At 49.1% G+C, this 26,194-nt stretch carries 32 protein-coding genes; all 32 read left to right on the forward strand.

Annotated elements, in window-relative coordinates:
- The first annotated feature begins 189 nt into the window (after window positions 1-189).
- The 32 genes from JNUCC31_RS21520 (at window position 190) to JNUCC31_RS21660 (ending at window position 25,803) form a co-directional block, all read left to right on the forward strand.
- The gene (locus tag JNUCC31_RS21520; RefSeq protein ID WP_192264600.1) at window positions 190-390 is read left to right on the forward strand and encodes a YqzN/YkzM domain-containing protein; all 201 of its coding nucleotides are present in this window, start codon (window positions 190-192) and stop codon (window positions 388-390) included.
- Window positions 390-1,853 (forward strand): phage tail sheath subtilisin-like domain-containing protein, encoded by a 1,464-nt coding sequence (locus JNUCC31_RS21525; protein WP_192264602.1) that lies wholly within the window; start codon window positions 390-392, stop codon window positions 1,851-1,853. Before JNUCC31_RS21520 ends, JNUCC31_RS21525 begins: the two co-directional genes overlap by 1 nt.
- Window positions 1,854-2,134: 281 nt before the next feature.
- Entirely contained in the window at window positions 2,135-2,542 is a 408-nt protein-coding gene (locus tag JNUCC31_RS21530) for a phage tail tube protein (protein WP_192264604.1), read from the forward strand.
- A 183-nt stretch (window positions 2,543-2,725) separates the two neighbouring features.
- The gene (locus JNUCC31_RS21535) at window positions 2,726-3,160 is read left to right on the forward strand and encodes a phage tail assembly chaperone (RefSeq protein ID WP_192264606.1); all 435 of its coding nucleotides are present in this window, start codon (window positions 2,726-2,728) and stop codon (window positions 3,158-3,160) included.
- A 35-nt stretch (window positions 3,161-3,195) separates the two neighbouring features.
- The gene (locus tag JNUCC31_RS33855; protein WP_256337973.1) at window positions 3,196-3,318 is read left to right on the forward strand and encodes a hypothetical protein; all 123 of its coding nucleotides are present in this window, start codon (window positions 3,196-3,198) and stop codon (window positions 3,316-3,318) included.
- Between the two features lie 25 nt (window positions 3,319-3,343).
- Window positions 3,344-5,038, forward strand: a complete 1,695-nt coding sequence (locus tag JNUCC31_RS21540) for a hypothetical protein (protein ID WP_192264608.1) — start codon at window positions 3,344-3,346, stop codon at window positions 5,036-5,038.
- 54 nt (window positions 5,039-5,092) lie between these two features.
- Entirely contained in the window at window positions 5,093-5,722 is a 630-nt protein-coding gene (locus JNUCC31_RS21545; protein WP_192273222.1) for a LysM peptidoglycan-binding domain-containing protein, read from the forward strand.
- Entirely contained in the window at window positions 5,719-6,705 is a 987-nt protein-coding gene (locus JNUCC31_RS21550) for an XkdQ/YqbQ family protein (RefSeq protein ID WP_192264611.1), read from the forward strand. The genes JNUCC31_RS21545 and JNUCC31_RS21550 overlap by 4 nt, the downstream gene beginning before the upstream one ends.
- On the forward strand, window positions 6,698-7,108 hold the full coding sequence (locus JNUCC31_RS21555; RefSeq protein ID WP_192264613.1) for a hypothetical protein: 411 nt from the start codon (window positions 6,698-6,700) through the stop codon (window positions 7,106-7,108). The genes JNUCC31_RS21550 and JNUCC31_RS21555 overlap by 8 nt, the downstream gene beginning before the upstream one ends.
- Window positions 7,101-7,556: a DUF2634 domain-containing protein gene (locus tag JNUCC31_RS21560; RefSeq protein ID WP_192264615.1), complete on the forward strand. Its 456-nt coding sequence runs from the start codon at window positions 7,101-7,103 to the stop codon at window positions 7,554-7,556. The genes JNUCC31_RS21555 and JNUCC31_RS21560 overlap by 8 nt, the downstream gene beginning before the upstream one ends.
- A gap of 4 nt (window positions 7,557-7,560) precedes the next feature.
- Window positions 7,561-8,700, forward strand: coding sequence for a baseplate J/gp47 family protein (locus JNUCC31_RS21565; RefSeq protein WP_192264617.1), 1,140 nt, complete (start codon window positions 7,561-7,563; stop codon window positions 8,698-8,700).
- Window positions 8,693-9,286 (forward strand): YmfQ family protein, encoded by a 594-nt coding sequence (locus JNUCC31_RS21570; RefSeq protein ID WP_228469169.1) that lies wholly within the window; start codon window positions 8,693-8,695, stop codon window positions 9,284-9,286. Before JNUCC31_RS21565 ends, JNUCC31_RS21570 begins: the two co-directional genes overlap by 8 nt.
- Window positions 9,286-10,362: a pyocin knob domain-containing protein gene (locus JNUCC31_RS21575; RefSeq protein ID WP_192273226.1), complete on the forward strand. Its 1,077-nt coding sequence runs from the start codon at window positions 9,286-9,288 to the stop codon at window positions 10,360-10,362. Before JNUCC31_RS21570 ends, JNUCC31_RS21575 begins: the two co-directional genes overlap by 1 nt.
- Window positions 10,363-10,420: 58 nt before the next feature.
- Window positions 10,421-10,609 carry a phage holin family protein gene (locus tag JNUCC31_RS33950; protein WP_323374337.1) on the forward strand — a complete coding sequence of 63 codons (189 nt, stop codon included), beginning with the start codon at window positions 10,421-10,423 and terminating at the stop codon, window positions 10,607-10,609.
- A 258-nt stretch (window positions 10,610-10,867) separates the two neighbouring features.
- Entirely contained in the window at window positions 10,868-11,299 is a 432-nt protein-coding gene (locus JNUCC31_RS21585; protein ID WP_192264619.1) for a phage tail terminator family protein, read from the forward strand.
- Window positions 11,300-11,577: 278 nt separating this feature from the next.
- Complete coding sequence (locus JNUCC31_RS21590; RefSeq protein WP_192264621.1) at window positions 11,578-11,775, forward strand: YqzN/YkzM domain-containing protein; 198 nt, start codon at window positions 11,578-11,580, stop codon at window positions 11,773-11,775.
- Window positions 11,775-13,085 (forward strand): phage tail sheath family protein, encoded by a 1,311-nt coding sequence (locus JNUCC31_RS21595; RefSeq protein ID WP_192264623.1) that lies wholly within the window; start codon window positions 11,775-11,777, stop codon window positions 13,083-13,085. Before JNUCC31_RS21590 ends, JNUCC31_RS21595 begins: the two co-directional genes overlap by 1 nt.
- A 1-nt stretch (window position 13,086) precedes the next feature.
- On the forward strand, window positions 13,087-13,545 hold the full coding sequence (locus JNUCC31_RS21600; RefSeq protein WP_145320645.1) for a phage tail tube protein: 459 nt from the start codon (window positions 13,087-13,089) through the stop codon (window positions 13,543-13,545).
- A 228-nt stretch (window positions 13,546-13,773) separates the two neighbouring features.
- Window positions 13,774-14,196, forward strand: a complete 423-nt coding sequence (locus tag JNUCC31_RS21605; RefSeq protein ID WP_192264625.1) for a phage tail assembly chaperone — start codon at window positions 13,774-13,776, stop codon at window positions 14,194-14,196.
- A 50-nt stretch (window positions 14,197-14,246) separates the two neighbouring features.
- Complete coding sequence (locus JNUCC31_RS33860) at window positions 14,247-14,375, forward strand: hypothetical protein (RefSeq protein ID WP_267132481.1); 129 nt, start codon at window positions 14,247-14,249, stop codon at window positions 14,373-14,375.
- Window positions 14,376-14,396: 21 nt separating this feature from the next.
- The gene (locus JNUCC31_RS21610; RefSeq protein ID WP_192264627.1) at window positions 14,397-16,490 is read left to right on the forward strand and encodes a phage tail tape measure protein; all 2,094 of its coding nucleotides are present in this window, start codon (window positions 14,397-14,399) and stop codon (window positions 16,488-16,490) included.
- Window positions 16,491-17,186, forward strand: coding sequence for a LysM peptidoglycan-binding domain-containing protein (locus JNUCC31_RS21615; RefSeq protein ID WP_192264629.1), 696 nt, complete (start codon window positions 16,491-16,493; stop codon window positions 17,184-17,186).
- A 13-nt stretch (window positions 17,187-17,199) separates the two neighbouring features.
- Entirely contained in the window at window positions 17,200-18,210 is a 1,011-nt protein-coding gene (locus JNUCC31_RS21620) for an XkdQ/YqbQ family protein (protein WP_192264631.1), read from the forward strand.
- 6 nt (window positions 18,211-18,216) lie between these two features.
- Entirely contained in the window at window positions 18,217-18,474 is a 258-nt protein-coding gene (locus JNUCC31_RS21625) for a DUF2577 family protein (RefSeq protein WP_192264633.1), read from the forward strand.
- Window positions 18,471-18,884 carry a DUF2634 domain-containing protein gene (locus tag JNUCC31_RS21630; RefSeq protein WP_228469171.1) on the forward strand — a complete coding sequence of 138 codons (414 nt, stop codon included), beginning with the start codon at window positions 18,471-18,473 and terminating at the stop codon, window positions 18,882-18,884. The genes JNUCC31_RS21625 and JNUCC31_RS21630 overlap by 4 nt, the downstream gene beginning before the upstream one ends.
- On the forward strand, window positions 18,877-19,935 hold the full coding sequence (locus JNUCC31_RS21635; protein WP_192264637.1) for a baseplate J/gp47 family protein: 1,059 nt from the start codon (window positions 18,877-18,879) through the stop codon (window positions 19,933-19,935). Before JNUCC31_RS21630 ends, JNUCC31_RS21635 begins: the two co-directional genes overlap by 8 nt.
- Entirely contained in the window at window positions 19,932-20,477 is a 546-nt protein-coding gene (locus tag JNUCC31_RS21640) for a putative phage tail protein (RefSeq protein ID WP_192264639.1), read from the forward strand. Before JNUCC31_RS21635 ends, JNUCC31_RS21640 begins: the two co-directional genes overlap by 4 nt.
- A 1-nt stretch (window position 20,478) precedes the next feature.
- Window positions 20,479-23,103 (forward strand): hypothetical protein, encoded by a 2,625-nt coding sequence (locus JNUCC31_RS21645; RefSeq protein WP_192264641.1) that lies wholly within the window; start codon window positions 20,479-20,481, stop codon window positions 23,101-23,103.
- Window positions 23,104-23,115: 12 nt separating this feature from the next.
- Complete coding sequence (locus JNUCC31_RS21650) at window positions 23,116-23,628, forward strand: hypothetical protein (RefSeq protein WP_192264643.1); 513 nt, start codon at window positions 23,116-23,118, stop codon at window positions 23,626-23,628.
- A gap of 37 nt (window positions 23,629-23,665) precedes the next feature.
- Window positions 23,666-23,797, forward strand: a complete 132-nt coding sequence (locus tag JNUCC31_RS33865; RefSeq protein ID WP_267132482.1) for a CD1375 family protein — start codon at window positions 23,666-23,668, stop codon at window positions 23,795-23,797.
- Between the two features lie 83 nt (window positions 23,798-23,880).
- Window positions 23,881-24,378, forward strand: a complete 498-nt coding sequence (locus JNUCC31_RS21655) for a phage holin family protein (protein WP_192264645.1) — start codon at window positions 23,881-23,883, stop codon at window positions 24,376-24,378.
- A 486-nt stretch (window positions 24,379-24,864) separates the two neighbouring features.
- Window positions 24,865-25,803, forward strand: coding sequence for a glycoside hydrolase family 25 protein (locus JNUCC31_RS21660; protein WP_192264648.1), 939 nt, complete (start codon window positions 24,865-24,867; stop codon window positions 25,801-25,803).
- Window positions 25,804-26,194 lie beyond the last annotated feature (391 nt).

A 26,194-nucleotide genomic window follows, 5' to 3' on the forward strand; every position in this document is an offset into this window, starting at 1 on the left:
AGGAACTCTGAGTACAGGTTCCAGATTGTAGCTTTAAAATGATAACTTTAGCATCAAAACCGTAGGTTCATAGGATCAAAAATTCATAGTTCAAAATTATAGCTTCATGCTTCAAGATCGTAGCGCGGAAGTCATAACGTGAGATTATCGTTTTGCAAAATCATAGTCAAACAATGAGGTGAGATGGCCATGGCAAGCTCCGTGAAAAAAAGCAAACAGGCTGCCCCGCAATATACGCGGGCCGAGCTGATGAATCATGCCGAAGCCCTCTTTGCCGTTAAGGCAGAGGTGCTGTATGGTGCGCTGTACGAAGCAGCGCAAGAGATGTTTTCCATTGAAGAGGCACAGGTGCGAATTAACCAATTTATGAAAGCGAAGGTGAAGGGATAATGGCAGGCGGAACTTGGGAGCAAACGAATCGTCCGGTCCTTCCGGGCTTATATATGAATTTTCAGGCGGCAGCGTCCTCGGCCATTCAGGCGGGTAATCGTGGGACGGTAGTTGTGCCGATTAAGGCGAACTGGGGGCCTGTAGGTACTTTTGTAGAAGTTGGCAGTGAAGCTGCAATTGAACGTATTTTCTCGGCACATGCTCTGGATAACGGAACAGCCTATACATCCTTAAAGCTGGCTCTGCTGGGTGGACCGAAAAAGCTGCTCGCTTACCGGGTAGCCGGAGCAACGGCAAAAGCAGCCACGCTTACGTTGAAAGACAGTAGTGATGCAGCCGTTCTACAACTGGACGCCAAGTATCCAGGCGACCGAGGTAACGGGTTCTACGTCACGATTCAGCCGGGTGTAATTGATAATACGAAGCATGAAGTTCGCTTGTTTGAAGGCAATCGGGTGCTGTACGCGCTTCTGACTGTGGATATTTCGGCAGCTGGCCTGGCGAAAGCGATTAATGCGGATGAAAGTAATATCTGGGTGAACGCTCAGGCGATTGGTGACGGTGCGGGTGTTGTTGCAACCGTTGCGGGAGCGGCGTTCAAAGGCGGCGCAAGTGGCAACGATGGACTCACCAATGCGGAATATATTGCCGTGCAGGGCGCACTGGAAGGTGAGCAATTTGACGTGCTAGCACTGGATCATGCGGCGGATGCGCCTTTGCTAGCGAGCTTTGCTGCATGGGTGAAACGTGTGCGCGCTGAGGGTAAACCCGTCATGGCTGTATTCGGCGGCACCACGGCGGATGATACTTCCGCAACAGCTGCACAGAAGGCTTCTGCCCGTTCACTCACGTTGAATCACGAAGGCGTAATTAATGTCGGTACGGGAGTGCGTCTGGGAGGAGCGTTCTACAGCTCGGCGGAAACGTCTGCTTATGTCGCAGGTCTAATTGCCGGACAACGTTTGAATGAATCTACGACATATGCACCAACTCCGTTCGATGACGTGACACGCCGCTGGACTCGTGCAGAACAGGAGCAGGCGGTACAGAATGGTGTATTTATTTTCTTCCATGATGGCCGTCAGGTGAAGGCGCTTCGCGGTGTGAATACACTCGTGACCCCTGCCGCAGGACAGAATAATGCCTGGAAAAAAATCCGTTCCATCCGTGTGATGGATGCGATTAACACGGATTTGCAGCGTTCCGCTGAAGATACGTATATTGGCAAAGTGAACAATACGGAAGAGGGGCGTCAGGCACTAATCGGTGCGATGAAAGCCTATCTGGCCCTGCTCGCTCAGAGCAATGTCATTGAAGCTGAGGGATACGATGTCGTTCTCGATCCGGCGTATTATGGTGCTGCACCGATTCTCAAGCCGGAGGCGGATCAGGTATTCCTGCAATGGAATGTGAAGCTGACGGATGTGATGGAGCAGTTGTTTGGAACGTTTTACGTGCAATAAGCAGTAGAGAAGAGAAGATCGGTTAATTAGATTGACTAAAATTATTTGAGCTGATGTTTTACACGATAACGGAGAGGGCAGAAAAAATCTGGAGAAACAGAGCTAAAAGTTTTCTGAAAGAAAGCTACATCGGAAGCATACGCTTCGCCTTTATCACCGGATTTTCCCATCTGAAAAGAGAATCATTAAAATCCGGGGATAACAGCGATCGGAAGATTGTTCTGCCCGCGGAGTTATACCGTGTAACAATGATCAGTCAACCATTCCAAGGAGGAATTGTCATGTTGGATGCGTCAAGAGTAATTCTCGGTACCTATGGTCAGCTGCATATCGATGGTGTGTGGCAGACCAATATTAATAAGCTGGAGGCCAGTGTGGAAATCGAGAAGCGTGAGTTGAATCTGGTCGGCAACGATTGGAAAGTACACAAGAATGGTGCGAAAAAAGGAACTGGCACAATGACGGGTTACAAAGTCACTTCGGATATGATCATGCGTGGTTTCACCAAATTCCAGATTATCTCGAAGCTGAACGATCCGGAGTCTTACGGACATGAGAGTGTCTTGCTGAAAGGCTGCATGGTGGATAAAATCCAGCTCGCCAACTGGACAGCGGGTGAGGAAGTGCCGGAGGAAACAGGTTTTACGTTTGAAGGATTTGAATTGTTGAACCCGATTGTTGCGAACTAAGGATGGAATGACTCCGAACTTCGGAAAGACCTCGTAACAAAGCTTGTCTGATCAGGCGTACGGGCAACGAGACTTAACAGAAGCGGGATACACAGGCAGGCCGAGAAATTCTCGGTCTCTTTGTTGTCCCTGAATTTGTAAGATGGCTGACTCAATTGTGAATTAAAAAGGAGATCGCACCCTATGAGTATGAATGAGAATCTATCTGAAGAACAAATTTTGGATCAATTGTTTGAAGCAGCAGAGCGTTTGCCGGAAGAGAATGTACGCATCCAACGTTTGGATCTGTTGCTTACCCTGCGTGGATTAACGTCCTCCAAAGTGGATCAGATCCGTGAACGCTGTACGATTCGGAAAACAGTCAAGGGCCGCACAGAGGAAAAGGTGGATACCGAAACATTTAACGCGCTGTTGATTTCCGAAGCGACGGTAAAACTGAAAGTACGCAGTCTGGAACTGTCCGGCTGGGGAGACAACCGGATTACGGGCCGCATGAAGCTGTCCGGTGGTGAACAAGCAGTTCGCCGTATGCTGCTCGCGGGTGAGCTGGACGCCGTTGGCGACAAAGTGCTGGAGCTGTCCGGCTTCGGTGTGGAGATTGAAGACCTAAAAAACTGATTCACTCCGGTGGGATGACCACGTTCCTGTATCACATGTGGGTCCGTCATCATCTACGGCCCGGAGAGTTCTGGTCTTTGCCACGTGGGGAACGCTCGCTGTTAATTGCTTTCTCGGAAGAGGAAATGGCAGCGATCACCTCGCAAATGAATCGATAATTAGAAAGGGCAGGAGGTGAAAGAAATGGCAGAAATGATTGTGGGTTTATCCAAATCCAATGCGGAAATGCGGACGACGATCCGGTATCTGGATCAGATCCAGCGTTCGACCGAACGTCTGGGCAGAGTACGCTATCAGAGTTTGATCAAGGTGAACAATGAGTTGAGAACGACCGGGCGCAGGCTGGAAAGTATTTATAGCACGGCTGTGCGATTGAGCAGGCTGCGGATTGCTCCCCAGGTTGATCTGGCAGACCATGCTACTCCAGCATTAAATGGTTTGTTGAAAAAAATGAAGCAAATCCAACCTACGATGTTAAGAGCTGTAGCTGATGTGCAACTCAAAGTCAGCCATCAAATTTCAGACGTGTCCGTTAATGTGAATTCACAACCGTTAAATATGAATACACAACCATTAATTGATGCTTTGAGTGTAAACACGCAATCTATTAGTATGTTGAGTGCCAAGCTGGATTCCATCAATATTGGGGCTGCTTCGGGAGGCGAAGAAAAGCCTAAAACCTTCCTGCAAAAAATGAAAGGTATGTTTGATCGAGGTAAATCGATCTCATCTGGAGTGCAAAAGGGATTCGCCGCCAGAAGTAGTGGGAAAAAGTTTTGGAACGAAATCAAAAGCCCATCTACACCAGGCAATAAATGGAAGAAAGCTTTTAGAGTTACGAAACGCGGGGCTACTTTTATGAACGATTTCTCGACCGCAGGTTCCGATTTAATCGGTGGTATAGATGGAATGTGGGGAGATGTGAAAGGGTTATTTGGTGGCGGTGGTAGTGGAGCAGGAGGCAATGGGGGTCCAGGTATTATCAGTAAACTAGGTGGTGGGTTAGCCAAGGGAGCAGGCAAGTTGCTTGCGCCGATTCGTATGCTTAGCAATATTAATGATCTTGCAAGCGCCCCTCCAGAGGAACGCGCGCGTGCGGTCGGTTCTGTTGCTGGTAGTGCAGTAGGAACTACTCTTGGCAGCATCCTTGGCAGTGTAATCCCGGTGGGTGGAACCCTGGTAGGCGGTGCAATAGGTGGCTGGCTTGGCGAGAAAGCTGGTGGCTGGGTTGGCGATAAGGTAGGTGGGTTTATCAAGAACAACGCGGAGGGCATTTCGAAACTGGCGAACTTTGCTCTGGAGGGAACGAATACTGTTATGGAGAAAACGAAAGGTTTCTTCAATGGTATCTCCAATTTCTTTGGTGGTTCGAAGAAAGAAGAAACGCCTGCTGCATCACCGTCTACAGCCTCAATAGCTCAGGCAACAACGGTTGCTGAGCCAACTCCAGTACCCGCCGGCCCACCGATGCCGCCACCTGCCTATGTTCCATCTGCACTCACTACAACCGGGCCAATGGCTTATATGAACAGCAAGTTCGGTCAGCCTACGGCAGCCGGATTCATGGGGACAAGCTTGATGCAATCCCAGGCAATGGCACTCGGTAATGGAGCGCAGACAACTGCGAATGCCAATGGCAAATCGTCCACGATGACCGTTCAAATTTCCGAAGAGCAGATGAGCAGTCTGTCCGGTTACCTCAAGGATTTTAAAACCGAGACAACCAACCAAATCTCCGTGAATGTACCTCAAGGCGCTGTGCAGGTGACGGTCCGGGAAAATGCCATCGACTACGATGCGCTTTCACTCCAAGTTGGACAGCGAATTTCCGGAGAGTTCCGCCGTGCGATGGAAAACCGAAAAACCATTATGGCCTAAGCAGAAAGGAGGCCTGTCATGACTGTATTTGAAGATAACGTGGAAGGTATCAAAATGGAATTTACCCTGATCGATGGGAAAACGAAGTTTCAATTTCCGGTGAAACCGGAAGAACTGACGATCTCCCGATCCAAGGGGTACGAAACGATTAATATGCTGGAGCATGGCGAGTTTGATTTTGCGCAGGGGGAGAAGGTGAAGGAGATCACCTTCTCTTCTTTTTTTCCAAAAGAATACGATGCGTCCTATTGCATGTACGAGCCTTTGCCTGATCCGCGGGTAGCGATGAATATGCTGAATACGTTTCTGGTGTCGAAAAAGCCGCTGCGCTTCATCATTACGAACACGGGGGTGAACGTGCCGGTGTATCTGATCTCGCACAATACGACCTTCCGGGGCGGCGAGAGCGGAGATATTTACTTCGACATTACGCTGCGCACATGGCGAGATTCCAAAGTGGAGAAGGTTGGCGGTGCAACATCAGCGAGCAAGTCAGGTTCTCGTACGGATCTGAAAACGAGCAGCAAGACCTACACCGTGAAATCCGGCGATTCCCTGTCCAAAATAGCAAAGCTTGAGCTGGGCAGCAGTTCCAAATGGAACGAGATTTACAAGCTCAACGCGAAAACCATCGGCAGTGATCCGAACCGGATCAAGCCGGGACAAAAGCTGGTGATGCCATGACCTACAAGGTTATTGTGGACGACAAATATGACATCACCAAGCTGGTGGAGACGATTACGCTGAAGGATTCGCTCGACCAGATTGCCTATCAGGCGAACATCCGACTGGCGGTGTCTGCTTCTTCCGGTTTGCCTGCGATATCACCGGGTATGGCGGTTCGGATCAGCGGGGTTCCTTTTGGCGAAAAATCAATGGTTCACTTGCTGCACCCTGCCGTCATTTGGGAAGCGGAAAGCTCGAACAGCGGCACCAAACGGCTGTCCCTGACCGTCTATGACCGGATGATTTATTTGGAAAAATCGGAGGACGAGTTCCTGCTGCCGAAGGACCAGACTGCCATGCAGCGGCTCAAAACGTACGCCAAGGAATGGAAGATCCCATACGCCGAGCTGCCGGATACCAAAACGAAGCTGAGCAAAGCGGTGTATCGGTCGCAGACCATTTTTTCGATGATGTTTGCCGATCTGAAGGAAACGGCGAAGTCCGGCGGGGACATGTACCATCCACGGATGACGCCCGGTGGGTTGCAGCTCTTCCAGGTAGGAAGTAATGCGAAGGTGTATGAGCTGGATCGACTGATCGATCTGACCCAGATGCGTACGCTCGAAGGAGCGGTTACCAAAGTTAAAATACTGGCAGCTTCGGAGTCTACGAGTGGCAAAGAAGTTCCTTCCAAAGTGCTCGCGATTGAGCAGGACGGTGTAGCCGAACTGGGCACGCTGCAAAAGCTGATCGAGGACGATCAGGTCAAAACGGCGACCGCCGCCAAAAAGCTGGCGAAAAGTCATCTGACGGGTATTCAGGAGACCTTTACGATCTCCGCACCGGATGTGAATACGATTCGTGCCGGGGACGCAGTGTTATTAAAAGGACTTAAGCTGATCGTCATGTCGGTCAGCCGTGATCTGTCTGCCGGACCTGGAACGATGACGTTGGAGCTGGGGACGGCTGAGCTGGTAAAAAGGAGGTATTACCTTGAATAAAGATGATCCGTATGGGCATTTTGCTGACGTCATGCGGGGTGCGATGAGTACACATTCTCGTCAGGCTGTGAGCGGTATGGGCGCGGTATTGGGTACGATGACCTCTTCCGGCGTGAAGCTGGATGATTTCAAGCACGAAGTACAGGACTATCTCGTGGCCGAGCTGCCGGGCACGCTTGGACTGCCGGAGCGCGAGGCTGCTGGCTCGATTTCCGGTATACCTGACGTGGCAAACGGCGGAACGACGGGCACGGGACGGTTTCTTTTACAAAAAGGGGAAGTGGAAGAAGCAGTGTGGTCTCTTGGAAAAGGGTTGAAAGCGGGAGATCGGGTGCTGGCGATGCGGGTGAATGGCGGTAACGACATTGTGGTGCTGTGTAAGGTGGTGAGTGCGAATGCCTAGTTTGTTCCCGGAAACGGGTGTGGTCTGGGGAGATGAGGAGGACCTGTCTGGGACGGCTTCGGAAGAGGTGCGCTTTGGACGGAGCTGGCGATTCGATTACGATGCCGGGGATTTTGTGCTGACCCCAAGTGGCAAAGTGGCTGCGGCAGGTGCTCATGAAGCCTGGGTGCAGTGGTGCATCAAGGCAGTGAAGACGCCGCGGTACAGGCATGTAATTTACTCTCGAAATTATGGATCGGAGCTGGAAGAACTGGTTGGTCAGGGTGACAGCCGGGGTGTGATGGAAAGTGAGATCACCCGGATGGTTACGGAGACGCTGCTGGCTGATCCACGCACGGATTCGGTAGATCAGTTTACGTTCGATTGGAATCGGGAGCAGTGCATGTTCTCGTGCCGGGTGGCGAGTGTGCAGGAAGAGATGTTTATTTTGGAAAGTGAGGTGATCTGACGGGATGGCTGAGATTCCGCGTTATTTGGAGGACCAGACGGAGGAACAGATTATGCAGCGGATGCTGGATCGTTTGCCCGCGGATCTGGACAAGTCGGAAGGTTCTTTTCTGTGGGATGCGGAGGCTCCGGTTGCTTTTATGCTATCCGAGGCGGCTTTGTGGGCGCAGGAGTTGCTTCGGCGTGGATTTGCGAGTACGGCGGCGAGCAGTGATCCGAACTTCCGTTCGGAAGAGCTGGATTTGCGGGCAGGAGAGCATGGCATTACGCGCCGGGCTGCGGTAGTGGCGCAAGGTTCGGTTAAATTTGCGGGTACGCCGGGGAAAGTAGTGCCTGCGGGCACGGTTGTGGCTACTTTGGCAGATGAAATTTCCGGTGAGGCTTCACTCGAATATGAAACGGTTGGTCGTGTGGAGTTGGGAGAAGATGGTCTGGGTAGTGTTGGCGTGCGTGCGCTCGTTGCGGGAAAAGAAAGCAATGTGCCTGCGGGCACCGTGACCGTGCTGTCTACACCTGTGAGCGGAGTTACCTCTGTTACCAACGTGGAGGTGATTAAAGGCGGTGCGGATATTGAGGCAGATACGGCGCTGCTGGAGCGATTTTATGCCAAAGTCCGCAACCAGGGGACAAGCGGGAACAAGGCACAGTATGTGCAGTGGGCCAGTGAAGTGCCCGGTGTTGGTGCAACACGGGTTATTCCGTTGTGGCAAGGGCCGGGCACGGTGGGGCTGTATCTGCTCGATACGGACAAACGTGCCGCGGGAATCGATCTGGTGGCGGCTGTGCAGAAATACGTGGACCCGACGCAGGATGGACAAGGGGAAGGGGCTGCCCCCGCTGGCCCTGTGGTGACGGTTATGCCGGCAGAAGAAGTGCCGATGAACATTCAGGTGAAGCTGACGCTGGCGAGTGATGCGACATTGTCCGATGTACGGGCGATGATCGAACGCGGGGTGACCGCGTATTTGAAGCAGTTGGCCTTTGCCGATCCACTTGTGCGCTACACCCGTATTGCTGCAATTCTGCTGGATATTCCGCCGATTATCGACTATTCGGAGCTGACCGTGAACGGTGTGAGCGACCAGAATATCGAGATGACAGCGAGTCAGGTGGCGGTGCTGGGGACGGTGGATGTGCATGAGTAGTGTGCCTGGTGTTATGGATTCTAAAATCATGAGCCCGAAGGGAAATGAGCTGTTCTCGTATTTGCCGAGTTACTATGAGACTTCGCGCGTCATGCAGGCCGATATGCAGTCCAAAGGAACCGAGATGGATCTGTTGTATCAGGCGCTGGATGAGACATTGGATCAGTTTTTTGTCCGCACGGCGACGTGGGGCCTGGACTTCTGGGAACAGGAGCTTGGCATTGAGACAGATCGTCTCAAACCTGTGGAGCAACGGCGTGCCGTTGTGGAATCGAAACTGCGTGGTGCCGGGAAATTCTCCGGCAGGCTGGTTGCGAATGTAGCTGAGGCATATGCCGGGGGTAAGGTGGATGTGACGTTTCAGCCGGAAGCGTGGAGTTTTACAGTGAGCTTTGTGGATACGCTGGGCATCCCGCCCAATATCGACGATCTCAAACGCGCGATTGACGAAGTGAAACCGGCCCACATGGCTGTGGAGTATGAGTATCGATATTTGGTGTGGGACGATTTGGACAAGAAACAGAAAACTTGGGATGAACTGGACGCCGCGTCCTTGACGTGGAATGAACTGGAGGTGTGGGCATAATGCCAAAAGAAACGGATCGACTGAAATTGCCTCTCCCCTTGGGGAACGAGAACGTTACCAGGGAGAGTATTAATGGGATTTTTGAGAAGATTGATGCAGGTGTGGCGACGCAGGCGGATTTGGAGACGCTTCGTGAAGCGGTGAGCAAGATGGATATTCCCGATGCGTCGTTGACGCAGAAGGGGAAGGTGCAGCTGTCGAGTAAGACAGATGGCTCGTCTGAGACACTGGCGGCGACGGAGAAAGCGGTTAGGGATGCGAGGGTGGCGGCGATTAGCGCTGCGGCTACGGACGCGACAACAAAGTCGAACGCGGCTGAAACCAATGCTAGAGACTATATAAATGCTAAACCCTGGCAAAGAGTCAGGGTTACTGCTGACGACGGTAGTACAATGATGTTAAGTTCCGGCTACGACATCAATAGTGATATGTCTACAGGTTTTTACAGGGGAGTGGGTATTGTCAACGCGCCTGACTCCGGTTGGTGGCATTTTGAAGTGTTAAAGCACGACAGCTCTTACGCAACTCAAGTAGCCTATCCATTGGACAGGTCTTACACATATCGGATGCGTGTAAAGTCTGGTGGTATATGGGGTCCTTGGAGTCCTGACGTTTTTCAATCTGGCGTTGATGCGAAAAACGGCATAGTGGGTGCCATTAACGCCAAGGGTGGAAGTGCATCCACATCTGACACATGGGCGCAGTTGTCGGCTAAGGTAACTGCGATTAAACAACCATATAGAGTTTATAATGCAAGCGTGTGGTATGCAGGCGGCACTATATCCAACATTCCGTTCAAACCATACATGGTCATGGTGTTTGTGAGTGGTGTTAAATCGGATAATACTGGTGGTTCGACCGTTGACGTAAGGGCTTCCGGTACGATTGGCGCTTACGTCAACGAATCGGGGAGTACAGTCACTATCGGAGGACCAGGCGCTCAGGGTTATTACGGATCTTCTAGCGCTGCTATGACCAATGTGGTATTTGGCGGTAATTCAGTTAGTTTCAACATAAGTTATGGTGGATATGCGTCAAACCAAGGCAGTCTCTCTGTGCAAGTTTTCGGATTATAATTATTATGCCCTCTTGTGCGGGCAGGGGGCTTTTCATTTTGATAACAGAGGAGATGAGTTGGAGACAGTAGGAAAATGGATTGTGGCCGCTGGTAGCGCCGCAGCAGCATATTTCTTCGGGGGCTGGTCGGGGGTACTTGGTGCGTTGCTGATATTTGTTGTGTTGGACTATTTGACAGGGTTTGCGATGGCAGCCATGACAGGCCACGCTCAAGAACAATACGGGATTGTTCGGCATCGCACGTAAGGCACTTATTTTTGCCATGGTATCGGTGGCTCATCTGGTACACGGACATTTGTTCAAGGATACGGTTGCTACTATTTTATATCGCGAATGAGCTGTTCTCCATTATTGAAAATGGAGGAAAACGGGGTGCACTGATTACGGCTTTCAAACGATATATTTGAACGTATAGTTACAACACTTTAGATCAGATGCCAGTCCTTGATTGGAATAGCAGACCTGACTTCAATTCATTTCTCACCACTAAAAAGGAGGTGAACCATGACCACAAACAAACTAACCACTGCGATCGCTGACGCTCTGACGCAGCATTTCCCTAACATCCCGATCCAACCTGCAACTGGCAGCACAAGTCCCTTACCAGACGCCAAAGGCATCACCTACCGCCTGCTGTCCGCCCAACTTACCCGGGAACGCAGCGATCGCTTCGTGCAATCCCATGCCTTTGAGATCCGCTGGCTTGATGCAGGCAACATTCCATCCACCCTGCCGGACGAGCTCTTCGAAGCGCTGGAAACCATCGAAGTAGAGGGAACCCCCTATCGAGCAACGGAGCTGCGTTGGGAGACCGAGGGCGCTACACCTCGATTGCTGGTGTACTACACGATGCGAACCAGCAAAGTGTCGGAGTCCGCCCCTGCCATGCAACAACTCGAACAGCGCCCAACCGCACTTAAAGCCGCGAAAGAATAACTATATAAATTGAACTAAACATTTACACGAGAATGGAGGGACAGAAATAACCTGAAGAAGCGGAGCTAAAAGCTTTCTGAAAGAAAGCTGCTTCGGAAGCATGAACTCGCCTTTATCCCCGGATTTTCCCCTTTGAAAAAGGGAATTAAAAAAATCTGGGGATAACAGCGATCGGAAGGTTGTTCTGTCATCGGAGTGGCAAATGTAAATATTTTTTAGTTGAACTTTAAATAATCAAATGAGGGATTTACATGAAAGGAATGGGAGGCGTATTGGCGATGTTTACAAAAAAGGAACCGGAGCGTAAGAGCCCCGCAACCAACCAGAAATACAGCAAAGCACAGTTCGCTGAATCCAGGCAATTGAGCCGAATGGAGAAAGACATTTTGGCAGCGGTGCTGCTGGAACAACATACGTACTCCATGGAAGAAGCACAGCAACACATCCAACAATTTATGAATGGGGAGGCACAATAATGGCTGGAGGAACATGGACGACTCAAAACAAGGTACGCCCTGGCGTATATATGAATTTTGCATCGGAGGGCTCATTGCCGGGTACGGTAGGTGAGCGAGGAACGGTGGCTTTGGCATTGCCATTGTCATGGGGACAAGCGGGCACGATCCTGACTGTACAAGCGGGTGAAGATGTACAAGCCAAATTAGGCTATGACTGGCCCCAATTGCTGCTCATCCGTGAGGCGTTGAAACGGGCACAGACTTTGCTTCTCTATCGTCTCAATGCGGGTACAACAGCCAAAGCAACACTGGACAAACTAACGGTGACAGCTCAACACGGCGGTGTGCGTGGTAACGATTTGGCAGTTGTAATCTCAGCTAATATCAATGATCCAGACCAATTGGATGTCTCCACTTTGCTTGCGGGTAAGGAAGTGGACAAACAAACGGCATCTACCATCGAAGAACTGGAAGCCAACGCATACGTTACATTCACTGGTGCAGGAGCCCTCACAACTACAGCCGCGCTCCCACTAACAGGTGGACAGGATGGTACAGCAACCAACCAGGAGCATGCGGATTTCCTTACGAAACTGGAAGTACTGGATTTTAACACCGTCGGTCTGATCTCGGATGACGCCACATTGAAATCGGTCTACACCGCCTACATCAAGCGTTTGCGCGACACTGAGGGCAAGAAGGTACAACTGGTGCTGGCAGATTATCCGGCTGCGGATCACGAAGGAGTGATCAGTGTCAAAAACGGCGTTGTGCTCGCAGACGGTACCGTTTTGACGCCGAAACAAACGGTAGCATGGACGGCCGGCGCAACAGCTGGAGCCAATCTCAATGAATCCCTGACGTTCCGTGCCTATGACGATGCCGTGGATGTTAACGGCCGACTGACGCACAGCGAGACGGAAGCGGCACTGCGCAATGGTGAGTTCGTCTTTACGGCGAGCAGCAACCGCGCGGTGGTGGAGCAGGATGTGAATACGTTCCGTTCCGTAACACCGGATAAGGCACGTCATTTTGCCAAAAACCGTGTTGTTCGTGTGCTCGATGGCATTGCCAACGACATGAAACGGATTTTCGAGTCCTATTTTATCGGCAAAGTCAACAACAACGAAGATGGGCGCAGCCTGTTCCGTTCCCAATGTGTTACGTACCTGAAGCAGCTTCAGGATATCGGGGCAATCCAAAATTTTGATTCCAAAACGGATATCACTGTTACTCCGGGAAATGAAACAGACAGCATTCTTATCGAGATTCAGGTTCAACCAGTAGATTCCGTTGAAAAAGTATACATGAAAGTGAAGGTGGTTTAAGATGGCATTTTTGAAAGCAAGTGACACGATCTCCGGCCAGGAGGGCCGCGCATACGCAACGATTAATGGACAGACCGAAGAAATGTTCTATGTGAAGACACTGGAAGCAACGGTGGAGAAACAAAAAGCAGAGGTCAAAACCCTTGGCCGCCGCGGTGTACAGCACAAAGCTACTGGTTGGTCCGGCTCGGGTTCCATGACGATCTTTTATACCACCTCCCGTTTCCGTGAGTTGATGCTCCAGTACATGCAGAATGGCGTGGACACCTACTTCGACATTGAAGTGACCAACGAAGATCCTTCGTCCACCATTGGAAAACAGACCGTGACCCTCAAAGGCGTCAACCTCGACAGTGTAATCATGGCATCCCTGGATACCGAATCCGAGGCGTTGGAGGAAGAAGTAAGCTTTACCTTTGAAGATGTCGATATGCCTGTATCGTTTAATCTGCCTAAGTAACGTAGAACTTGCAAACATATGAACAATAGATCTATAACGAGTTTGACTTTAGCAACGGGTTTGTAAAATAAACCTATTCAACTTGCCTGTGTTACGGGCTATTTGTCGTGTCCAAATTCTCGTGCAAGTTCTCTTCTTTTGAAGAGAATTTGCACATTCTCAGCACAGTACACTTGCTCTTCGCAGCTTCTTGCGGCGGGGAGCCTAACTTTAGAGGAGGAACTATACATGAGTGGATTGAGTATGTTTTTTGCACAAAATGCAGCGGCGGATACAACGGAGGAGTTTATTGTATCTTCCCGTTTCAAGGATGAGAAAGGCGAACCGGTTGCTTGGAAATTACGCAGCATGACCGAAGATGAGAACCAGGAGTGCCGCAAGGCAGCTACCCGCAAAATCAAGGGCAAGAACGGGGTATACACACCTGACATTGATGCCAATGATTACATGGCTCGCCTGATGAGTGCCAGCGTGGTGTACCCTGATCTGAAAAATGCGGAGCTTCAACGTTCGTATGGCGTGATGGGGGCAGAATCGCTTTTGCGGAAAATGCTGCTGCCTGGGGAATTTGCTTCACTAGGAGAACAAGTCCAGAAGCTGAACGGCTTCAATCAGGACATGAACGAACTGGTGGATGACGTAAAAAACTAATTAAAGAGGGCGATTCCGAAGCCAACCTGGCTTATTACGCTCTCCATGAATTGAATATTCTTCCGCATGAACTAATGGCCTTCTCCATACGCGAGCGAGCGGCCATCTACGCCATGATCTCCATTCGGGTGGAAGAAGAGAAGAAAGAGCGGTCCAAGAGCCGCGCCCGGAAAAAATAAAAGGGAAGGAGGGAGAAATGAATGTCTGATACAAAGATTGATGTAATCAATCCTCCATCCGTAAATAATCTGATCAACAACTTGAATCTGGTCCAGGTGAGAACAACCGAAATTTTGAACAATTTCAACCAGATTAACCGGATTAATTTGAATCAATTTAATCAGACGAACATATCCAACCACTTTAATCAAGTAAACCAGCAACTGAATGTAACCATTAATCTGATGGAAAAGCTGGAGGATACGGCTGATGATACAAGCGATTCCTTGGGTGATAATCTGAACAAGCTCTCCAAGTGGCTGCAAATGATAAAGTCGGCTGGGAGTGTCGTGTTAAAAGCGGCTGCTGAGGAAGAAGACTTCAAGTATCGTTACATGGTTGCCGCTGAAGACCCGGTGCTCGGGGAAGGCATCTATAATAAGTTTCGAGATCAAGCCTCTAAAAGTGGTCAGAACACTAATGATTCACTGAAATCTTCTCTAGGCTTCTTGCCTTTGGCACAGAATACAGGTCAGGTAGATCAGTTAAATGAACTGACTCAACGTTTGAGCATGTTATCACCGGATGGTAAAAGTCTGTCAGATGCGTCAAAGGCCATTGTTAGTGCTATGAATGGAAAAAACTCAGATTTGGCAAGTCAATTTAACATTCCGGAAAGTGCATTGAATGGAGCCGGCTTGGGTGAATTTATTCAAACGAAAGACCTTGACGGCTTCATACAAGGATTGCAGACGGTTCTTGAAATGCAGGGATACACACAACAGGCCTTTGATACTATGCTTGATTCTCCATTGCAAAAATGGACGGCTCTTGTGAACCAGTTCAATGGTATATTGTCTGAAATCGGAACGAAAGCGTTGGAAGTTTTGTCTCCGGTACTTGATCGGTTAAATGAAGCAATAAGCTCAGGCCAGTTCAGTGCTTTTATTGAATGGATTGGTGGGGCATTTGCAATCATCGCTCAGGTAGTGGCGTTTATCGTGGATGGGTTCATTAATTTTGCTACAGTCGTGCAAGAAAACTGGGATATCATTGCACCTATTTTGACTGCGATCGCTATGGTGCTGCTCTACAATATTATTATTTCACTTGGTATGGTGATCGCTGAGGTGTATTCTCTCGCTGCGGCATGGTTGGTAGCTAATTGGCCTGTGTTGCTTGTTATTGCTGCAATTGCACTACTCATTTATATTTTGCAATTATGCGGAGTTACAGCCGGAGATATGGTTGGGACGATAATCGGTTATTTTTATATGGTATATGAACACATGAGATCGATTTTTGCATCGATTCTTAATTATGTAATGTCCTGGGCTGAATTTTTCATTAATTTATTCATTGATCCGGTCTATGCATTCAAAAAGCTGTTTGTTGACATGGGACTCATTGTGCTACAGATCCTATTCAACATCACGAAGGGAATTGAGGATTTCGCAGGTGGTTTCAAAGATCAGATCAACTGGATCATAGAAGGCATAAACAAAGTGATACCTTACCTAAATAAGATTTTTGGTACAAATTGGGGAGGTATTGATCTGCTTACAGATTCAAATGTTCATTCGATGAGCAATAAGATAAAAAGCCTGATGGATGATCTTGAAGCAAGCACACCTGAGAGCGAAAAGGATGTTGTGAAACTGTGGAGAATGGATGCCTCAGCAGATTATAAAGATGCATTCGATGCAGGGTGGAGCCAGGGGCAGGGTTTGATGGATACCACTAAAGGTATATTTTCTAACAGTTCTGATAAATTACCCGGGAATTTCGGAGGTGTTACTCCCAGAACACCTTCCATGCCATCAATGCCAACTGCACCTGCTCCCACCGTTGTTCCCAACAACAATATGAGTAACATCAACAAGATTAACAATATCGGACAGGTGGACAAGATCGGTGACGTGGATGGCACAGTGGATGTGACGAGCGAGGATCTGAAACTTATGCGTGAGCTGGCAGAGATGCAGGCTATTCAGCGATTTGTCAGTCTGACACCAACTGTCCAGGTCACCACAGGGGATATCAACAGTGGACATGACGTTGACAGCATCATCAGCAAAATCACCGATGGACTGAACAGTCAGATCGTCTCCAGCGCCCAGGGGGTGTATGGTTAGATGGAATATTATATTCAGCTTAGTTTCAACAACCGATCCGAATACATGTATTTCCCGGTGACACCAGAGAGCATCGAGTTCTCGGATGCGGGGGATGGCAGTACGTTCAATGTTAGCGCGCTAGGTGAGATTAACGTGATCAAATCGCCCAAGCTGCGTGAAGTCAGTTTCAGCGGGATTTTTCCGGCAGACTACAGTCCGTATCATCTGAACTACGATGCAAGCCATCCGGCAGTTCAGAAGCGGTTTTACCGTGATCCATATGAATATGTTAAAAAGATCATCCGCTGGATGCAGACGGGCAGACCCGTGAGGCTGTTCTTTTCAAGTGCCAGATACACAATTAATATGGCTGTTTCCATTGAGAGCTTTGACTGGAAGGAGACAGCGGGCACGGTAGGGGATATTCAGTATGATATCAAGCTGAAGCAGTTCATTTTCTATGCCGCCAAAAAAGTAGTGCCTCTTAAGGACAGTAAGGATAAAGCTGCCTCGAAAACGAAAACTAAAGCCTCCCGGCCCAATGAAAAAATCCAGGCCAAAACCGTCAAGCTCAAAGCTGGAGACTCCTTGTGGTCGGTTGCTAAAGCCAATCTGGGAGATGGATCTCGTTGGAAAGAGCTGCAGAAGCTGAATGGCATCAAGGATGCACAGTTGAAGAAGCTGCCGATTGGACTTGTGATCAAGCTTCCGTGAAAGGAGAGGACACATGCAGCAGCAGATTAGCTTGGATAACAAGCGGAGAAACATGAAAGAGCAGCTATGGCTGGATGACAAGCAGGGTAACATCTGGGATATTAGCGAAATTGCCGGCGACATTACGTACAAAACCTCCCGCATCGGCAAGCCTTCCTCTCTGGAATTCACATTGATCAAGGGCAGTCTGTACCAGAACACGAAATTCACATATGAGAATGGATATGTTGTGAAATATATCAGCAATGAGGTAGGCATCTTTTACGGATATATCTTCTCGGTGGATAGCGGCAAGGACGAAAGTGTCAAAATCAAAGCCTACGACCAGACACGCTATCTGGCCGCAAATCAGACGTACAAGTTCGTTAACGCAACCGCTACGGATGTGATCAAACGAATTGCTACTGACTTTCAGTTGAAGGTGGGCGAGCTGATTCAGCCGAAATATGTCATTCCTCGTATGTTGTTTGATAATAAAAAACTGATCGACATGATCTGTGAGGCGTTGGACCGGACATTGATTTATGGCGGCAAAAACTACATTTTCTACGATGACTTCGGCAAGCTTGTGCTTCGGGATGTGGAAGAGATGCCTTACGGCTTTGTCATTGGGGATAACAGTCTGCTTACGGATTTCAGCTATACGCGGTCGATTGACGACCAGACGTATAACAAGATCAAGCTGTATCGGGATAACAAGGATACGGGAAAAAGAGAAACGTTTGTTCATCAGGACTCAGGCAGCATCCGTCAATGGGGGCTGCTTTTTTTGTACCAAAAAGCGGACGATGGCCTGAACAAAGGCCAGATTGATGACATGCTGAAGACCCTGATGACGCTCCGTAACCGCGAGACACAGACACTGAAAGTGGATGCACTCGGCGATTTCAAGGTGAGGGCGGGCAGTTATGTCAACATCCAGATTGAGGAACTGAAGATCAATCAATATTTTCTGGTGGACGAGTGTACGCACAAGGTACAGGGGGGCGTGCACACGATGTCGCTGGATTTGAAGGTGGTGTAACGATAAATGATGCTGGACGTGATTAAAAAGGCGGCGGTGGCCGCCGTGGATGCCAAAGCTCCTGTTCAGATAATGTACGGAAGCGTGACAAACACCCAGCCGCTGGAGATTACCGTTGAACAACGGCTGGCATTGGCTGAGCCTTTTCTGGTACTGCCGGAATCCGTAGCAAACAAAGCTTGGACAGTAGGTGACCATGTCTTGTTGTTACGTGTTCAGGGTGGGGACAGCTTTGTTGTGCTGGATCGGCTGGTGAATCCATGATTCCACAGGGTGCCCAAATGAGTGCAGAAGATCAGGAAGAAGCTGCTATGCTTCCAAGTCTGACGTATGTATTTCAAGCTTCGGGACAGCGGATTGGAAGACTGCAACTGGATGGAAAAGATGCGGTAAAACAGGCGGTGTATAAAGCGTTGTCCACACGCCGCTACGAGCACCTAATCTATTCTTCGGATTACGGCATGGAATGGTCTTGGGAAGGAATGGCTGGGAGATCCATGGTTGAATCGGAACTGGAACGCTGGATTCGCGAAGCGTTGCTTCCGGATGATCGCATTTCGGATGTAACCGAGTTCGATTTTGTCCACGAGGCAGATGGGGTAAGGGTATCTTTTACCGTGGAAACGGATTTTGGAAGCTTCAGGCAAGAGACGGAGGTGAACATGAATGTATGAGGAGCAGACGTTTGAAGTCATTTTGAATCGAATGCTGGACAGGGTCCCGGATGGTGTGGATAAACGTGAAGGCAGCATTATCTATGATGCGGTTGCGCCAGCGGCTGTGGAAATGGCTCAGATGTATATTGAGCTGGATGTGAACGCCAATCTGAAATTTGCAGACACAGCTTCGGGGGAATACCTTGATCGGGCTGTAGCCTGGTCAGGCATCACTCGTAAAACGGCAACCCAGGCACGTTGGGTCGGTAGCTTCAAAGATAATGGAGGTAAACCCGTTGAAGTTCCTTTGGAGAGTCGTTTTTCCACGGGGGATCGGGTGTATGTTGTTCTGGAACGCATGGCGGCTGGACAATATGTGTTGGAATGTGAAGTCGTGGGAGCGGAAGGCAATGAATATACAGGGGCGTTGCTGCCCATCGATTATATAGCTGGACTGACGACAGCCGAACTGACACAGTTGCTGGTTCCGGGCGAAGACGAAGAGACGGATCAGGCGCTATATGATCGCTATCAGGATAAAGTATCCCGTCCGATAACAAGTGCGAACAAATATCAATATGAATTGTGGGCACGAGAAAACTCTGGAGTAGGTAAAGCGAAGGCTTTTCCGCTGTGGGATGGTCCGGGGACAGTCAAAGTGGCATTGCTGAATAATGAAATGAGAACACCCGCTGAGGCGGTTATTGAAGCAGTGCAGAATTATATTGATCCAACCCAGGATGGGATGGGCGAAGGCGCTGCTCCAATCGGACCCGTGGTCACGGTTGTGGGAGCGGAGGAAGTGCCTATTCATGTCGAGGTGCAGGTCACGCTTGCTTCTGGTTCAACGTACGAGGCAGTGAAGACACTGATTGAAAATGGTGTTACTACCTATCTGAAGGAGCTGGCGTTTGCTGATCCGCTTGTCCGTTGGACACGCATTGCCAATGTCATTCTGGATATACCGCCCGTGATTGATTATAGCGATCTGCTGGTGAATGGGGGCATGTCCAATCTGGAGATTAAACCGGGTGCAGTGGCCGTTCTTGGGACGGTGAAGGTGACGTGAATAAGGCTGAGGTATTAATGTCCCTTTTGCCCCCGTTGTATGAGAATGTGCTGGAGATGCAACTGCTCACGCAGACGGAAGGTCAGGAATTGGATAGGCTGGTTCAGGGATTGGATGACGTTTTGGATCAGTTTTACCCGGAGTCCGCGACATGGGCATTGGATCGGTATGAGCGGGATCTGCAAATCCCCACGAATCAAGCCAAGCCGAACGATCAACGGAGATCGGTCATCATTTCCAAAATGCGCGGCAGTGGCAAAGTCTCTGGTTCGATGCTAAAGAATGTAGCACAGGCGTATGAGAGTGGCGGGATTGATGTATCGGTTGAGCCGAGTGAATACCGGATTATGATCCGTTTTGTAGACACATATGGTCTGCCGCCCAATCTGCACGATCTCAAGGCTGCAATTGAGGATATCAAACCTGCGCATATGACTGTGGAGTATCGTTTGCGATATTTGACGATTGCGGAGGTAGAGAACATGACGCTGGCCGAGATCGAACAGACCCGGCAGGATAAATTTTTAGGAGGTGGAGCTTAAAATGAGTGAACCGAAGACACCGAATCTTGGATTGAACAAAATTGATCGTTCCTCTCCATCGACCACCTATTTTGATCTGGATAAGTATTTGGATCAAAACTGGGAGAAGATTGATGATTTCTCGGAACAGATGGAGGAAAAGACTGGGGAGACAGCCACACAGGTCAGCGGTATACAGGAGCGACTGGATACGGAGAAGCGTAGATCTGTGACGTTGGAGCCAGGATTGCAAGTTGTTAATGCAGAACGTGCCTCAGCATTTAAGTTGGAAGGTTTGAAGGGCCGTACGCTGGTGAATTTGTTGGGGCGTGATGGTGGGTGTGAGGCTGTGAGTGACTGGTTTACAACCACTGGTGTTGCGGCAGCACTGGATTCATCGGACAAGGCACAGGGAACCAATAGTATTAAAATCACAACCAAAACTGGAAACACCGACGGGAGCTTATATTATCTCCTTGGGACGATTCTTTCCAATAGTAAAAATTATCTTGCTATTGCAGATTTGAAGAAAGGGACATCCACGAGTGTATCGTTATCTTTATGGAATGGGACGGTAAACGTTTCGGGTACGGTAGTTACAGCGTCAAAATTCACTCCTTCCGTCCTCTTGATTCCAGCACCTGCCGTAGGGGCAGCGACTAACAATTTGCAAATTTCAGTAGGTGGAACCGAAGCCGGACAATATAGTCATGTCGATTCTGTACGTTTGTATGAAATCACCGCCGCAGAGTTAACGTCCCTATCCAGTATGACAGCGGAGCAAGTTGCAGCCAAGTACCCATACGTCGATAGTGTTCAGCCTGTCCGAAATCCGTATGCGATTCGATATGGAGAGAATCTGCTACCTCCGTTTTACGAGTGGGAAGCAGGCATTGCAGCTGGTGATAACATGTCCATTGATAATCCACACAAAGTAACGATTAACGCGACGACAGTTGGTGGGAGCTTCATTCGATACTATGTTCCCGTTCTCCCCTCGCAACAATATACATTATCCGTAACAGCTCAAGGAGCAAACGCAAGGCCGTATATCTACCTTTGTCGGAAGGACAGAACAAGGATTGACAGCGTGAAAAATCCTTTTGGGACGATAACGCCGTCTCAGGAAACGGTTTATTTGGAGGTCGTGCTTAATACATTGGACTCAAATAACATTGTAGCTACAGGTACGGCAGTCTTTACCGAAGCTTCGATGACAATTGGCAGCGCAGTCCAACCGTTCAAGCCACGTGAAGACGCCATGCTCGCGTTTCAAACGGATCTATACGCCGATCCATTAACTGGTGCGAATGCTGACGAAGTGTTCGAGAAGGATGGGCAATACTTCAAGCTGGCGAAGTGGAAGAAGATAACGGAATTATCGTCATTGTCAGGATGGATTCCTTTAGCGAATGGAACGGGGTGGAAGTCCGTAACAGCGTCGGGAGCCAATTTGCCTCCTGCTCTTATATTGGGGCCAGTCGGCGTAACGTATGGGACGAAGTTCGACGGAAAGGTGCTGAGACAATACGCATCACCGGAGACGGCGGACATGATTTGGATTGCATCCGACAATTCGGTACGCGTAGCGATCTCAAGCGCCGACAGCGGATGGGGAGATGCATACACACCGACAGCCGAAGAGATCAAAGCGTATTTCATTGGATGGACAATGTTCAACGGAGCAGCGGGTACAGGTGTGGGTAATAGTCCAGATGTGCCATCAAATAATGTATACAATGGTACAGGAACAAAATGGTGGGCACGGCGATCAGATGGAGTAGCACGTACTTGGGCAGATGCTACTAATGCATTGCCTACGACTCAAGCGCAAAACTGGACACCGTACCAACTGGTCTACCAGCTTGCAACGGCTAATGTCGAACCTGTCGCTTCTGAGGGGCAATTGACGTTTATTGAGGGGGACAATCAAATTGAGGTCGGAACGGGGATTGTGTTGAGGGAGTACGCACCTATCACTAAAAATCCTCCCGTCGCTGCTGCAATGAATGATGCGTCATATCCCTCTAGATATAAAGTCAAAAAGTTTATTCGAGCTTATAAGAACGGTAAGTATGATCCAGCTTGGTACGCAAGTACGTTGAATTCTTATGGTCTTGAAAAAGCACGAATCAATTGGGCTGATTTTGACGAGACGGCAGCCTATAGAGTCACATACCTGATGATGGACACGTCTCCAACAACGTCATTTGTCGGATCGATCGCAGAAAACGAAAAGTCGTTGATTACGGACTTGGTACAGGACGTTCAACAGGCTACGGCTCGGCTTAGCGTTGTGGAGTTGAAAAAGGCCGAGAAGGACGCCCCTGCATGGATCACGCCGACGCTACTTAATGGGTGGGTTGATTACGATACTGTACGCCGTCCCGTAGGATATTATAAAGACTCAGAGGGATGGGTTCACGTTCAAGGGTTTATCAAAGGGGGCGCTACGGCCTTCGGGACTGTAATTTTTAATTTTCCAGAAGGGTATAAACCTGATAAACCCATTGAAGTTAACGCCACTTCTGCCGACCCCACAACCTCGTACGCGTCAACACTTTACGTTGGGACTAATAGTTTGCAATGTGATTTGGGAGTAAAAAACTCGTTTTTGATCCTTGATTTTAAGTATCGTGCAAAATAAAGGAGGGTCTATATGAAAGCCGTACCTAAAGTAACTACAGACGGGCTCTATATCGAGGACGTGTTGGTGGACGATGCCTTTTCTGGTGTCGTCCCTTTGTATGCCAAGTCGGAGCCTCCTGTTTTCGATCCAGAAGAGAACACAGAGGTGGAAAATCCGGTAAATGAGCCGCAAGAGCCTGTAATAGCGGGTTACATTGTAGGAGTTCCGATCACATCCGGCCTGTTCCGTCCCCTCTTTCATCTGGAAGCCTGGGAGGCTTACCAAGAATCTCCGGAAGCTGTCCCGAAGACGAATCAACCCGTACTGTGGGCAGAAGGATTAAGTCAGGAAGAGATTGACGAACTGACCAAACCGCTGCCTAAAGAACCTTCGGAGCTGGACTTGTTGAAGCAGCGTCTGGCGGAAGCTGAAGCAAAGAATGCACAGTTGACTGAGGAAAGCACGCTCAACCAAGTTGCTCTTATGGAGCTGCATGCCATGATTTTGGAGATGACTTCAGGCAATAGATCCGATAAGGGATAGGTTTGCTGATCTGCTAATCCGCTGTGGTATAGCACTCATGAGGGGTGGTGAAACGATGTTGGCTGTATATGTGATGTTGATTCAAAAGGGGATGATCTCCCTTGAGCAAGTGCCATCAGAGAGCCGTGACAAAGTGGCTGAAGCACTGGGCGAAGGGGATAGTCAGTAGTAGGAACGCCCGATCATGGAGCGTATTTTTTTGTCCATTTGGAGAGGTAAGGTTTTTTATTTTGACTATAAGGAGGTGAAACCATGGAACGATGGGACACCCTATGGAAATGGGGTATTGCACTGATGAGCAGCTCAGCAACCTACTTCTTCGGCGGCTGGTCAGGCGTACTAGGCGTCCTACTCGTCTTTGTCATCCTCGACTACCTAACCGGCATCGCGGCGGCGGGAATGACTGGTAAGCTTGAGAGTAATGTCGGCATGTTTGGCATCGCGCGAAAGGTATTTATTTTTGCAATGGTATCGGTGGCACATCTGGTGGACGGTGTTCTGGGAGACGGACATTTGTTCAGGGATGCGGTCGCCTTTTTTTATATCGCGAATGAGTTGTTGTCCATTATTGAAAATGGAGGCAAATTGGGCGCCCCGATCCCGCCTGTGATCCGGCAGGCGATTGAAGTGCTCAAGGGTAAGGGAGGAAGCGGGGGGATTCCTGGTAACTATACTCCCGATTCCAGAGAATCTTTTGTACACTCAGACCATAAGGACGCTGATCAACAGACCAGAGATGAAACGAAGTAAGGACTTAGCATCCATTCAAATGTGCCTAGTAGCAAGAGATAGAGCGATTTTGGAATCGAAAGTCCAATCCATTAGCTACAAGTAGTGAAGGAGACGGAATCGATTCTGAAGAAGCGATAGCGGTCGCCTTTGTCTCCGAATTTCTACCTTTAAGAAAATGAATTAAGAAAATTTGGAGACAACAGCGATCGGAAGAACGATCCGTATCTGGAACGGTCACGTACCGACTCGGTATTTTTTCCTTAGTTGGTTGATGGAAACCCAATAGATTACCAATAGAAGTTAGATAGCAACGACATAAAATACGAAACAAATTGAGTAAGCAGCACCTAATCTTATCCAAATAGCAATACGACATAACAACATACTCACAGCCATCCGAACTTATCTTTCACCAACAATCAGGACATGCACACAAGCAACCCCTGATTCCCTAGCATTAACTATATACAAACGGCAATTTGCCGCATAAAGGGTGTGAGAAACGTGCAAACGAGAAGCTCGGGCAACACGCAGGGCATTGACGTCTCCCGGTATCAGGGCACGATCGATTGGGCCAAAGTGAAGGGAAGCGGTATGACGTTTGTGTTCATCAAGGCGACCGAAGGGCAGACGTATACCGACCCGAATTTCCAGAAAAATGTAAGCGGCGCGCTGGCAGCGGGCATGCTGGTCGGGACGTATCATTTTTTTCGCGCAACTACTACCGACGGTGCCAAGGCCGAAGCGGCACATTATGCTACGACACTGCAAAAAGTAGGAGGCGCCAAGGCGCTGCAATTACCTCCTGTCATGGACTACGAGAATAATCCGGGTAACCTGAGTAAAGCTCAGATCAATACGGTAGCCAAAGCTTTTTTAACAGAACTTCAACGTCTCACGGGTGTGAAACCGATCATATACACAGGCAATTCATTTGCCGGCAATTTTGACACTTCGCTTGGCTCGTACGATCTGTGGATCGCGCGTTACAGCAACACACGTGTTCCAGATAAGCAGCCGGCATGGAAACGTTGGACGTTCTGGCAGTATACGGACTCGGGCAAGGTGAGCGGGATCAGCGGCAACGTGGATATGAATGAGTTTGAAGGATCGGCAGCGGAATTGAGAGCAAGATATGCAACAGCAACACCAAAGCCGCAAGAGCCATCCGAACCGACCAATCCCACGAATCCAACCGAACCACCGAAAGGGGGCGAACCGATGACAGCCGAAGAGAAAGCAGCGTTTGATGCGCTCAAATCCCAGGTCGATAAACTGCAGGCGCGCCAGCAGATGGAAGTTCCAGTCTGGGCAAAAGCGGCCGTGGATGCAGCACTGGCATATGACACCAAAAATCCGTTATTCAGCATCGATAATGGGGCGAGTTATGATTTTTACCGTTTTATCACGGTCATGTACCGCAGAGGTTTATTCAAAAAATAAGCCTGACCTAACTTATAATAAGCTGGCCCCGGTTATAACTGAGAGAACACAACAAGGGACACACGACGCTTTTTGTCGAACAGTGTTCCTTTTTTGTGTTTTATGTAAGTGATATTAACATACATAATAAAGTTGAAGACTTATGTCCGTAAATCTCTTGTCTAATTGATGAATGTGATGTAAAGTAAGTTACACGAAATCGATTTTCACCACTGTTTAATTTCATAATCCTCCTCATCATGACAAGACTTTAACATGCAAAGTTAATGTAATGTCTCCCTGTTGTAAAATCCAACATCTGTAGATCAATCTCACAACGTATGACACAATCCAATCTAACCTGCTTAATGGACCACTAAAATGTCCTGTTTAACCTACTATGTACATCATC

Origin of the sequence: Paenibacillus sp. JNUCC-31 (genome assembly GCF_014844075.1) — a bacterium.
Taxonomy (GTDB): Bacteria; Bacillota; Bacilli; order Paenibacillales; family Paenibacillaceae; genus Paenibacillus.